Annotated in this window: 11 protein-coding genes; 10 read left to right on the forward strand and 1 reads right to left on the reverse strand. The window is 45.7% G+C overall.

Annotation, left to right across the window (positions count from 1 at the left end; translation table 11 throughout):
• The first annotated feature begins 344 nt into the window (after positions 1 to 344).
• From aroA to sps_RS04040, 10 genes are all read left to right on the forward strand, one after another.
• The gene (gene aroA, locus sps_RS03995; RefSeq protein ID WP_077751349.1) at positions 345 to 1,625 is read left to right on the forward strand and encodes a 3-phosphoshikimate 1-carboxyvinyltransferase; all 1,281 of its coding nucleotides are present in this window, start codon (positions 345 to 347) and stop codon (positions 1,623 to 1,625) included.
• 274 nt (positions 1,626 to 1,899) lie between these two features.
• A complete protein-coding gene (gene cmk, locus sps_RS04000) occupies positions 1,900 to 2,592 on the forward strand; it encodes a (d)CMP kinase (RefSeq protein ID WP_077751350.1) in 693 nt (230 codons plus the stop codon).
• Positions 2,593 to 2,694: 102 nt separating this feature from the next.
• Complete coding sequence (rpsA, locus tag sps_RS04005; protein ID WP_077751351.1) at positions 2,695 to 4,362, forward strand: 30S ribosomal protein S1; 1,668 nt, start codon at positions 2,695 to 2,697, stop codon at positions 4,360 to 4,362.
• 72 nt (positions 4,363 to 4,434) lie between these two features.
• The gene (ihfB, locus tag sps_RS04010) at positions 4,435 to 4,722 is read left to right on the forward strand and encodes an integration host factor subunit beta (RefSeq protein WP_077751352.1); all 288 of its coding nucleotides are present in this window, start codon (positions 4,435 to 4,437) and stop codon (positions 4,720 to 4,722) included.
• Positions 4,723 to 4,844: 122 nt separating this feature from the next.
• Positions 4,845 to 5,135: a LapA family protein gene (locus tag sps_RS04015; protein WP_077751353.1), complete on the forward strand. Its 291-nt coding sequence runs from the start codon at positions 4,845 to 4,847 to the stop codon at positions 5,133 to 5,135.
• A 1-nt stretch (position 5,136) separates the two neighbouring features.
• Positions 5,137 to 6,297 (forward strand): lipopolysaccharide assembly protein LapB, encoded by a 1,161-nt coding sequence (gene lapB / locus sps_RS04020; RefSeq protein ID WP_077751354.1) that lies wholly within the window; start codon positions 5,137 to 5,139, stop codon positions 6,295 to 6,297.
• A gap of 104 nt (positions 6,298 to 6,401) precedes the next feature.
• The gene (pyrF, locus tag sps_RS04025; RefSeq protein WP_077751355.1) at positions 6,402 to 7,097 is read left to right on the forward strand and encodes an orotidine-5'-phosphate decarboxylase; all 696 of its coding nucleotides are present in this window, start codon (positions 6,402 to 6,404) and stop codon (positions 7,095 to 7,097) included.
• 61 nt (positions 7,098 to 7,158) lie between these two features.
• Positions 7,159 to 7,974 (forward strand): SDR family oxidoreductase, encoded by an 816-nt coding sequence (locus sps_RS04030; RefSeq protein WP_077751356.1) that lies wholly within the window; start codon positions 7,159 to 7,161, stop codon positions 7,972 to 7,974.
• Between the two features lie 55 nt (positions 7,975 to 8,029).
• Complete coding sequence (locus sps_RS04035; RefSeq protein WP_077751357.1) at positions 8,030 to 8,572, forward strand: DUF2058 domain-containing protein; 543 nt, start codon at positions 8,030 to 8,032, stop codon at positions 8,570 to 8,572.
• 328 nt (positions 8,573 to 8,900) lie between these two features.
• The gene (locus tag sps_RS04040; RefSeq protein WP_077751358.1) at positions 8,901 to 10,658 is read left to right on the forward strand and encodes an acyl-CoA dehydrogenase; all 1,758 of its coding nucleotides are present in this window, start codon (positions 8,901 to 8,903) and stop codon (positions 10,656 to 10,658) included.
• Positions 10,659 to 10,754: 96 nt separating this feature from the next.
• On the opposite strand, the gene dacB is transcribed toward sps_RS04040, so the two are convergent.
• Positions 10,755 to 12,215 (reverse strand): D-alanyl-D-alanine carboxypeptidase/D-alanyl-D-alanine endopeptidase, encoded by a 1,461-nt coding sequence (gene dacB / locus sps_RS04045; protein ID WP_077751359.1) that lies wholly within the window; start codon positions 12,213 to 12,215, stop codon positions 10,755 to 10,757.
• Between the last annotated feature and the right edge of the window lie 57 nt (positions 12,216 to 12,272).

Genomic DNA, 12,272 nt, shown 5'->3' on the forward strand with positions numbered 1-12,272 from the left:
GCTAAATTACAAAAGTAATTATCTGGCATGATTCATTTCCACTTAGCTTATTTATCTCGAACTAAAAAACAGATAAAGGCTACTTTTTACCGTATATTGATGGGCAAAGTGTTAGAAAATTGTCACTTTGAAAGAAAATCACCTTGAAACAGGGTAAAAACATAAATAAGTGTTGAATACTGCGGCTTAATCAGTAAATTTAGTACTACGAAGTTCAAACACCGGTTAAGCAGAACACCATTTTGTCGTGATGGTGCAAGTCGTAAACTTTACAGTCTGTTTGCCATGAACATCTAATGTTAACCTGCGGTTTGTTTGTCCCGCGATGATAAAGAAGTATTTTAATGAAGCAGCTACGTCTCGAGCCAATTAGCAAGGTCCAGGGCACCATCAATATCCCTGGGTCTAAAAGTATCTCTAACCGTGCACTATTACTAGCTACGCTAGCTAAAGGCACCACGACACTGACCAACTTGTTAGATTCTGATGATATTCGCTATATGTTGGCATCGCTCAAGCAATTGGGTGTGAACTATCGGCTCTCCGACAACAATACGGTTTGTGAACTCGAAGGGATCGGGGCACCACTTAATGCTGAGCAGGCGCAGACATTATTTCTCGGTAATGCCGGCACGGCAATGCGACCTCTTTGTGCGGCATTGACCTTAGGTCAGGGCGAATTTACCTTAACTGGTGAGCCACGCATGGAAGAACGTCCTATTGGAGACTTGGTTGATGCATTGCGTCAACTCGGTGCATCGGTGACTTATCTTAAAAATGAAGGCTTTCCTCCGTTAACCATTAACGCAACCGGATTAAACGCCGGCGACGTTGTGATAGCGGGGGATTTATCCAGCCAGTTTTTGACCGCACTCCTTATGGTAGCGCCGCTGGCAAAAGGTGAGGTTAATATCAAGATAAAGGGTGAGTTGGTCTCTAAGCCTTATATCGACATCACCATAGCCTTGATGGCGCAATTTGGCGTCGAGGTAATAAACCATGATTATCAGCGCTTCGAGATAAAAGCGGGCCAGACTTATGCGTCACCGGGTAAAGTATTAGTCGAAGGGGATGCCTCCTCGGCATCTTACTTCCTAGCTGCTGGTGCCATTAAAGGAGGTGAAGTTAAAGTCACTGGTGTAGGGCGTTTGAGTATTCAAGGTGATGTTAAATTTGCCGATGTGCTGGAGAAAATGGGCGCGGATATAGAGTGGGGGGACGATTATATTATCTCACGAGTGGCGAAGCTTAGCGCCGTGGATCTCGACATGAACCACATACCTGATGCAGCCATGACCATAGCCACAGCGGCCTTGTTTGCGACTGGGACTACCACCATTCGCAATATTTATAACTGGCGCATCAAGGAAACCGACCGTTTAGCCGCCATGGCGACCGAACTGAGAAAAGTGGGCGCCATTGTGGATGAAGGCAATGATTATATTTCGATCACACCGCCAAGCAAGCCACATACGGCGGCCATCGATACCTATAACGATCATAGAATGGCCATGTGCTTCTCCATGTTGGCGTTTGCCGATTGTGGCATCACTATCAATGATCCAGATTGTACTTCTAAGACATTCCCTGACTACTTTAATCAGTTTGCTGCCTTAGCACAGTAAAACGGGTGTTATAATCACAATGAACAAGAATGGGCCATCTGGCTCATTCTTGTTTTTACTCCTGTTAAACTGGTTTCTTTGTTACTGATCCTGTAATCAAGCTGAATCGACCTATTGAAATATTTACCGCTTTATTTTTTTACTTGGTTTATAATACGCGCGCTTAATTTTCAGTGTGCGCGTAAGCATGTGCAGTATACGGTTTAGCATGTGGGTCACTGGAAGCACTCATTTAAAAATCTTAGGGAAGATGGATCTTACTGTGGAGAAATTTATGTCAGAACGGGCTCCTGTTGTCACTATTGACGGCCCTAGCGGTGCGGGTAAAGGTACGATTAGCCAGTTATTAGCCGGGCGATTAGGCTGGAAACTACTGGATAGTGGTGCTATTTACCGAGTTTTAGCCTTAGCAGCTATTCATCATAATGTTGAACTCGATAACGAAGAGTCGCTTACTTTACTTGCCGCGCACTTAGATGTGCAGTTTATTACCGGCAGTGAAACTCAAGGTATCAAGGTCGTGCTCGAAGGCGAAGATGTTTCAATAGATATTCGCAGCCAAGAGTGCTCAAATGCCGCCTCTATCGTTGCCGCATTCCCACGTGTTCGCGAGGCATTATTACGTCGTCAACGTGCATTTAATGAAGCGCCGGGTCTTATTGCCGATGGCCGGGATATGGGGACCGTTGTTTTCCCCGCCACACCCGCTAAAATTTATTTAACGGCATCTGCGGAAGAAAGGGCTCAGAGACGCTATAATCAGTTGCAGGACAAGGGCTTCGATGTTAATATCGACCGTCTTTTGTCTGAGATTAAAGAGCGTGATGACCGCGATATGAATCGCAGTGTTGCCCCCTTAGTCCCGGCCGATGATGCATTGGTCATCGATACTTCAGGTATTGAGATAGAAGAAGTGCTCAATCTTGCATTGGCACACATAGAATCTAAATTACCAAACGTGAGTTAATTTTGACTGACGTTTAACCATTCGCAACATGGATGATGCGGATTATTATACTGACTCCACGTCCAGGATGGGCCGTGGTTTATTAAAGAAAGTAACTTAAAAATGACTGAATCTTTTGCTGATCTATTTGAAGAATCCCTAGCAACTTTGGAGTTTCGTCCTGGTTCTATCGTAACAGGTGTTGTTGTACGCATCGAAAACGGTACTGTACTAGTTGACGCAGGTCTAAAATCAGAAAGCCCAATCCCAGCAGAACAGTTCAAGAACGCTCAAGGCGAACTTGAAATATCTGTTGGCGATACTGTGCACGTTGCGCTTGACTCTGTTGAAGATGGCTTCGGTGAGACTCAACTGTCTCGTGAGAAAGCTAAGCGTCACGAAGCTTGGATTGTTCTAGAAAAAGCGTACGAAGATGCTGAAACTGTAATCGGTGTCATCAATGGTAAGGTTAAAGGCGGTTTCACTGTTGAATTAAACGGTATCCGTGCATTCCTACCAGGTTCTCTAGTTGACGTTCGCCCTGTTCGCGATACTGCTCACCTAGAAAACAAAGATCTAGAATTCAAAGTTATCAAGTTAGACCAGAAGCGCAACAACGTTGTTGTTTCTCGTCGTGCTGTTATCGAATCTGAAAGCAGTGCAGAGCGTGATGCTCTTCTTGAGAACTTACAAGAAGGTCAAGCCATTAAGGGTATCGTTAAGAACCTTACTGACTACGGTGCATTCGTAGACCTTGGCGGTGTTGACGGTCTTCTACATATCACAGATATGGCTTGGAAGCGTGTTAAGCACCCATCTGAAATCGTCAACGTTGGTGACGAAATCGACGTTAAAGTACTTAAGTATGATCGTGAACGCACACGTGTTTCACTAGGTCTTAAGCAACTTGGCGAAGATCCATGGTTAGAAATCAGCAAGCGCTACCCAGAAAACACACGTTTGACTGGTCGCGTTACTAACCTTACCGACTACGGTTGTTTCGTTGAAATCGAAGAAGGCGTTGAAGGTCTTGTTCACGTTTCTGAAATGGATTGGACTAACAAGAACATCCACCCATCTAAGGTTGTTAACCTAGGTGACGAGGTTGAAGTTCTAGTTCTTGACATCGATGAAGAGCGTCGTCGTATTTCTCTTGGTCTTAAGCAGTGTAAAGTTAACCCATGGGATGACTTCGCAGAGCGCTTTAACAAGGGTGATAAAGTCACTGGTAAGATCAAGTCAATCACTGACTTCGGTATCTTCATCGGTCTTGACGGTGGCATCGACGGTCTAGTTCACCTTTCTGACATTTCTTGGAATGGTACTGGCGAAGAAGCTGTTGCCGATTACAAGAAAGGCGACGAAATCAACGCAGTTGTTCTTTCTGTTGACCCTGAGCGCGAGCGTATCAGCCTTGGTGTTAAGCAAACTGAAGACGATCCATTCAATGCTTATCTTGCTGATAAGAAGAAGGGTGTGGTTGTTAACGGTACAGTTACAGCTGTTGACGCTAAAGGCGTTACAATTGAACTTGCTGAAACTGTTGAAGGTTACCTACGTGTATCTGATATCTCTCGTGAGCGTATCGAAGATGCATCTACAGTTTACTCTGTAGGCGACGCTGTTGAATCTAAGTTCATGGGTGTTGACCGTAAGAACCGTACTATCAGCCTATCTATCCGTGCGAAAGATGAAGCTGAAGAGAAAGAAGCAATGGCTAGCTTGAACAAGCAAGAAGACGCTGTGATGAGCAGTGCTATGGCTGAAGCGTTCAAAGCGGCTCGTAAGTAAATCGCCTGAAGTTCTGGGGTGCTTGCACTCCTGTTAGGTGACTGTGTTTGGCTTGAAAATAGAGGGTATAGGATGACAAAATCCGAACTGATCGAAAAACTTGCCACTAGGCAGTCGCAGCTGTCGGCTAAAGAGGTAGAAAGTGCAATCAAAGAGATGTTAGAGCAAATGGCTCATACATTGGAAGGCGGAGATCGTATCGAGATCCGTGGCTTTGGTAGCTTTTCTCTTCACTTCCGTGCGCCACGTACTGGTCGCAATCCTAAGACTGGAACATCAGTCGAATTGGATGGCAAGTATGTTCCGCATTTTAAGCCAGGCAAAGAACTGCGCGAACGTGTCGATGCGATCAACGCATAAATGACATTGTTTTAAAAGCCTCCGAATGGAGGCTTTTTTATGCCTATCGTATAGGTATCACTAGCTAGTTGAGTCAATATCTTAGATAATCACTTGATTGAAATGGGTATATGGAGTGTATCGTGCGGTCATTTATCGTCACAGTGTTAGTAGCACTACTTTTCTTCTTAGCACTAATCTTCGGTGCACGTAACGAGCAGATGGTAACGATCAGTTATTTTGTGGCTCAGGGTGAATTCCGGTTACCTCTAGTGTTGGCCTTCGTATTTCTGGCCGGTTTTATGATCAGCTGGTTGTTTGCCATTTATCACATGACTAAACTTAAATTGGCGTTAAGAAATGCCAAAAAGAAATGTAACCAACTCGAATCTCAATTAGAAGGGATGACTCCCGCTCGGGACGTCGACGCCTAATATGCAAGAGATCCTGTTTCTGTTACTTCCTATCGCCGCCGGTTACGGTTGGTATATGGGACGGCGCAGTGTAAGGCACAATCAGAGTAGCCAGAGAAAACAGTTGAGTCGTGACTATTTCACGGGTCTTAATTTTCTCCTGTCCAATGAATCAGACAAAGCTGTCGATCTGTTTATCACCATGTTAGATGTCGATGATGACACCATAGACACGCACCTTTCTCTGGGCTCCCTCTTTAGAAAGCGTGGCGAAGTCGACCGCTCGATCCGTATTCACCAAAATTTAATCGCCAGACCCAGTCTCACCACTGAGCAGCGCGACATCGCCATGATGGAGCTGGGTAAGGATTATCTCGCCGCCGGATTTTATGATAGAGCTGAAGAGATATTCATCAACTTGGTTAAGCAAGATGATCACAGTGAAGATGCTGAAACCCATCTTATCGATATCTACCAGGTTACTAAAGATTGGCAAAAAGCCATCAATATCATCAAGAGCTTAAAACGTAAAAGACAGCAAGCTCTCAAACATAATACTGCTCACTTTTATTGTGAACTTGCCAATGAACAAACTGATGTCGCCCCTCAGTTAAAACTGCTCCAGTCTGCGTTAAAACAGGACGCAGACTGTGGCAGGGCCTTGCTTACCTTGGCCGATAAGTACCTGGATTTACAAGAATATGTTAAGTGCAAAGCACTGCTAGAAAAGTTACTCGAAGCCGATATTGAGCTTTTCCCCGATGCACTTTCAATTGCTCGCCAGGTCTTTCATGACAGTGATGATCTCACTGGTTATAGCGACCTGCTTCGCCAAGCATTACAAAGTGGGGCAGGGGCGAGCGTCGCAATCACCTTAGCGCAAAATATGATTGAGCAAGGTGAGACCCAAGAAGCAGAGCAGTTGGTTTTGGATGGTTTATATCGCCACCCGACCATGAAAAGTTTCCAGCATCTGATGAAGATGCATGTACAGCAAGCAGAAGATGGACAAGCGAAAGAAAGTTTAACCATGTTGGAAAAACTGGTGGAGCAGCAGATCAGGTTCCGTCCAGGATACCGGTGCAGCGGATGTGGCTTTCCTTCACACCGTCTCTATTGGCATTGCCCATCATGTAAAAGCTGGGGGAAAATAAAACGAATTAGGGGACTCGACGGTGAATAACACAGTTTATGCACCGAATTGTCCTGAACCATGAGACCTAACATTTCACTATGTGGCTCATGGCTGTAATACCAAGAAAATACTGCAAAGCAAATGGAGAAAAAATGAGTAATAAGTCGATTTTGGTCGCCCTGGATTTTGATGATAAGCATGCTGCTTTGCAACTGGTCGATCAGTTAGACCCCAGGATGTGCCGTCTCAAAGTGGGTAAGGAGATGTTTACTCTTTTCGGTCCCGAATTTATCAAGGCGCTTCATGAACGAGATTTCGATGTCTTCCTAGATCTTAAGTTTCATGACATTCCTAATACCGTGGCAAAAGCCGTTACAGCTGCAGCTGATCTCGGCGTGTGGATGACCAACGTCCATGCCAGTGGCGGTCTCGCCATGATGCAGGCGGCTAAAAAGGCCTTGGTACCCTATGGTGATAAGGCGCCTATATTAATCGCTGTGACTGTACTCACTTCCATGAGTGATGAAGATCTTAAGCTTATCGGCATCAATGTCCCAGCATTCGAGCACGTACAGCGCTTAGCTGAATTGACGCAACTCGCAGGTCTAGACGGTGTTGTTTGCTCTGCACATGAAGCTAAAGTGCTAAAATCTAAATTAGGTAAAGAATTTAAGCTGTGTACGCCGGGTATTCGCCCCGTTGGCGCCGATAAAGGCGACCAACATAGGATAATGACACCGCCCCAAGCGGTCGAAGCGGGCTCAGATTATTTAGTGATAGGCAGACCTATTACAAAAGCAGATGACCCATTAGCCGCACTGAAGGCGATTCACGAGTCGTTGAGTTAAACTGAATTTGAAACTAGAGTAACGGGTGTCTTCTAGCTTCATTTTCAATGAGGTAGTCACTATGTTTAGTTATCAAGGTAAGAATGTTGTCGTTGTTGGGGGTACCAGTGGCATTAACTTGGTTATCGCTACAGCATTTGCCCAAGCGGGTGCCAATGTGGCCGTTGCCAGTCGCAGCGCCGAAAAAGTCAATGCTGCGGTTAAATTACTGCGTAAAACAAATCCTAAGGGTACCCATATGGGGGCCAGTTTTGATGTCCGGGATCTAGAAGGATTAAAAGCAGGCTTCTCACTGTTTAAAGTCCATTATACTCAAATCGATGTTTTAGTCAGTGGCGCCGCCGGCAATTTCCCAGCTTCTGCTGCCTTATTGAGCGAGAATGGCTTTAAGTCAGTAATGGATATCGATCTGCTGGGCAGTTTCCAGGTGCTTAAACAAGCTTACCCACTGATGGCTCGGCCTGGCGGCTGTATCATACAGATCTCGGCGCCGCAGGCGTTTATCCCAATGCCCATGCAGGCCCATGTTGGCGCGGCTAAAGCCGGGGTTGATATGTTGACCAAGAATCTGGCGCTGGAGTGGGGGGCTGAGGGAATAAGGATAAACTCAATCGTCCCGGGGCCAATCGGTGATACAGAGGGCTTCAATCGCTTAGCACCCAGTAAAGAATTACAAAAACGCGTAGCTAAAAGCGTGCCTCTGCAAAGGAATGGCAAAGGGCAAGATATCGCCAATGGCGCCTTATTTCTGGCATCTCCCATGGCATCCTATATTACAGGTGTCGTATTGCCCATAGATGGCGGTTGGTCATTAGGCGGCGCATCCATGGCGATGGCAGAGTTGGCTCAGCTAGCGGAAAAACGGTCAAAAGAATGAATTGAATCATCTTTAGGGTGATTTCAGCAGAAATATTAATTTAAGTGAGAAACAGATGGCAAACCCTTTTCAAGAGCAATTGCTCAAAGCTGGCCTAGTTAGCAAGCAAAAAGTACAGAAAGCTAAGACCCAGAAACGACGTGACCGTAAGGCCAAGGTTGATGATGGCTCTGCGGATTTAAAGCAGAAAATTGCGACCCAGAAACTGGAGCAGGCGGCAAAAGATAAAGCATTAAATGAGCAAAGGTTTGAACAAGCTAACGAGAAAGGCTTAGTACGCGGCCTAGTAACGGAATTCACTCGCCTCGCCATAAAGCTGCCACAAAGCGCCGAGATCAAGTTTAATTTCACCCACAGTAATAAGATTTTTTCGATTTATGTGGATGATAAATTACAGGCCCAATTGCTGAACGGGCAACTGGGTATCGTACGTCATGAAGATGCCAGTTATTTAGTACCCCATAAACTCGCCGAGCGAGTCAATATGTTAGTGCCCGAGTGGTGTGGTTACCTTTGGGTGAAAGACGATAACAGCCAAGTGGTTGTAGAGGATGATCCCTATGCAGATTATGTCATCCCAGATGATTTGATGTGGTAAGTCTTTAGTTAAGGCTAAGATGACGGTCGTTGGCCCGTTAGGGCTAAGATGATGGCCGCTGGCTTGTAAACTCACAGAGTGAGTATCAGTGCATCCCAAGCACAGCGTCAAACAGCTCACTTGTGAGCGTCGTCTTAGCTCTACCTTCATCTTCGCCCCCCAAGCGCAGCGTCTAACAGTTCACTCGTGAACGTCATCTCAACTCTACCTCCGTCTTAGCTTGCCTTAACTCTCTTTTCCTTCAACTTATCCAAATATCTCTTTCTTTTCCTACGGTATCTGGTATAAATTAAAACAAGTGTTTAAATCCAACGTTTGAGAGTCGATAATGAATCCTTACCAAGCTCCGTTAGCCGAAATGAAATTCCTGTTAGATAAGGTGTTTGATGCGCCTCAAACATGGGCGTCTTTACCCGCCATTGCTGAAAATGTCGATATGGACACGGCGATGGCGATAATGGATGAAGCCGACAAGATAAGCCGCGAGTTACTCCATCCTATAAACCGCAGTGGTGATGAGCAAGGTGTGGTGCATCAAGATGATAAGGTGATCACGCCAGATGGCTATAAAGAGGCATACACCCAGTATTCCGAAGGCGGTTGGGTTGGACTGTGTGGCGAGCCTGATCTGGGCGGCATGGGTATGCCCAAAATGCTAGGCGTGCTCGTTGATGAAATGGCCTACAGCGCCTGTAATGCATTCACTTTATACGGTTCACTGACAGCTGGCGCGGCTTTATGTATCAATGCCCATGGTAGTGACGAGTTGAAAGAAAAATATCTGCCTATGATGTACAGCGGTGATTGGGCTGGGGCCATGGACATGACTGAGCCTCAAGCTGGCTCAGATCTTCGCGGTATTCGTACCAAGGCTGTGCCCTTAGATGATGGCAGCTTCAGCATTACGGGTAGCAAAATATTTATCACAGGTGGCGATCATGATCTCACCGAGAACGTGATCCATCTGGTATTGGCTAAATTACCTGACTCTAACGGTATCTCACTCTTCTTGGTACCCAAAATTAAGGTCGATGATTCAGGCGCCTTAGGTGAATCAAATAATGTCACGGTTGGATCAATTGAGCACAAGATGGGGCTTAAGGCATCGGCGACGTGTGTGATGAATTACGATGATGCACAAGGTTATCTCATCGGTAAGCCAAATCGTGGTCTGGTATGTATGTTCACCATGATGAACTACGAGCGTTTGGCGATAGGTATCCAGGGCTTGGGTACATCACAGGCGGCTTATCAGATGGCGGCTGATTATGCCAAAGAGCGTGTTCAAGGTGTGGCCGCAGGAGGATCGCCGACCGGTGCATCTAGCGACCCTATCATAGTACACGGCGATGTTCGCCGTATGTTGCTTAACATTCGGGTGCTAACCGAAGCTGGTCGTGCCTTAGCTGTACTCACGGGTCAACAACTAGATATTGCTAAATACGGAGAAGGTGAGGCTCAAGCTAAAGCCAGTCGGTATGTGGGCCTGTTAACACCAGTTGCTAAGGCGTTCTTAAGCGATCGAGGTCTTGATGCTGCGATCACTGCTCAACAAGTATTTGGTGGGCATGGCTATATTCGTGAAACAGGTATTGAACAATTGGTGCGTGACACTCGTATTGCTCAAATCTATGAAGGGACTAATGGTATTCAGGCCATAGACTTCCTTGGTCGTAAGGTGACTGGGGATAACCTTGCAGCCTTAACAGAGTTTGTGAATGAGTGTACGACTAAGCTAGCGAGCCTAGATAATGTCGATGAAGCACACAGGGCTAAAGTCACTGACTTGCTCCAACAGCTTATCTCAGCCGCATCTGATATTAATGACAAAAAAATAGATAAGCCAGCAGTCATCAATGCCTGTGCCGTCGACTTTCTCGATGCGTTTGGTCATGTCATTTATGGTTATTTCTGGCTATTGATGTCCGGTGCAGCTGTGGCACATTCGGATAAAGAGTTCAGCGCTCAGAAACGCTATTTGAGTGATTTCTACATCAACAAGATGCTACCTAAAGCCGAGTATCATTTGGCTCAAGTGCGAGCTGGTGATGGGACCATTATGGATATGCCTGAATCTCTGTTCTGATTTAATCTATAAATTGAAAGGCGAATGCTGAGGTTTAACCCTGAGTATTCGCCTTTTTGTTTGAGTCTCATATTAATTCGGCTTAACTAAAGAGAATTAATTAGCCTGGCTCGAAGGGCTACGATCTGAGTCTGTTGGGGCATGTTGTGCTAGCGGGTTATCCATTAAAGAATGTAAAAACAGTGCACTGAAGGGCGCCTGCTGTTGTTTTTTCTCTAGGGGACTCTGACCATTTTCTAAGATCACAAACAAGGTATCATCTTGTGTGTCGCTCCTGATAAAACCTGCAAGATTATCTACTCCCTGCATCGAACCGGTTTTGGCCATTATATGCTCACGCAGGGGCGGTTTGTTGAAGCTAGTTTTATATTTGAGCGTACCGCTCACACCTGCAACAGGCAGTGAATCGATGAGCTGGGCAAATCTTGGATCGGTATAGATCAAGCTTAATACCTGACTGAGCTGACGTGCACTCAGAAGGTTATACCTAGAGAGCCCTGAGCCATCGACAATCTGCGCATGGGTTAGCACTATGCCTTCACTACTGAGTATCTCTTTAAGGGCTCGGCTGCCGTTACTGAAGTTTCCAGGTCGTTGAAAGGTTTTTTGACCTAGCTGTTTAAGCAAACTGTCGGCAATAAGGTTATCGGACTTGATTAACATGGTGCGCACTAAGTCAGATAGAGGAGCCGATTCATGAGCAGCTATTAAGCGAGTCTTGGTCGGTAGCTGGTGTTTGATCGATATTTTCCCCTGGAGTTGAATCTGACTGCTTTTGAGCACTTGTTCCACCGATTCTTGCATAAATAAGCCAGGATCTGTGATTGCAATGGCGAGTTTGATGGCTTGGGATCCGGAATAACAGCCACTCAGAGAGAAATGATTACCGGATAAGCGCTGCAGATCTAATTGGCAAAATTTCTCGCTCCCCAATTTATCAAACACTGAAGTGTTTGTGATACTGATGGGGACATATCCTGGAACCGTTAATTGACTTTGATTACTGGCCAGTTTTGGGGACAATTTCCCGTGAACACAGTTTCCGTTAAGTACAAAGTCTGACACTGGCGCTGCATAACAGATCCCAAGATCATCCCAAACCCAGCCTGGTGCCTGTAACTGCTCATTGGCTTGGCCAATCAAATAAACGTTGCCTTCGATTCGATATAAACCTTGATCGGTAAGCTGCTTAAGCAGTGATCTCAGTTCTGTGGCTTTTAATGTTGGATCGCCGCTAAAACTTATATAGATATCACCGGCAATGACGCCGCCTTTGATGGGAAGTGTGGAATAGACTCGAGTGCTGAACCTAAAATCACTGCCCAGTGATGCTGTGGCCGCTACCGCTGTCAGTAATTTCATGGTACTGGCGGGTAAGAGTAAGGTATCTGGGTTCTGCTGGAAGATGGTGTCACCAGTTACCAGATTGGTAGCAAGGATTGCCGTGTGGGAATGAGGCGGTTTAATGATGGATAATAAATTATCAAAATAGTCATCGGCTAAGGCTGGAATAGATAAGCAGCTGAGCAGAAGACAAGCGTTAACTAGAGGTCTCATAAAGATTCACATAGGTAAGTGACTTCGCATTGATGAGCATGAATGACGAAATCAGTA

Source organism: Shewanella psychrophila, from assembly GCF_002005305.1.
In the GTDB taxonomy this organism is placed as follows: domain Bacteria; phylum Pseudomonadota; class Gammaproteobacteria; order Enterobacterales; family Shewanellaceae; genus Shewanella; species Shewanella psychrophila.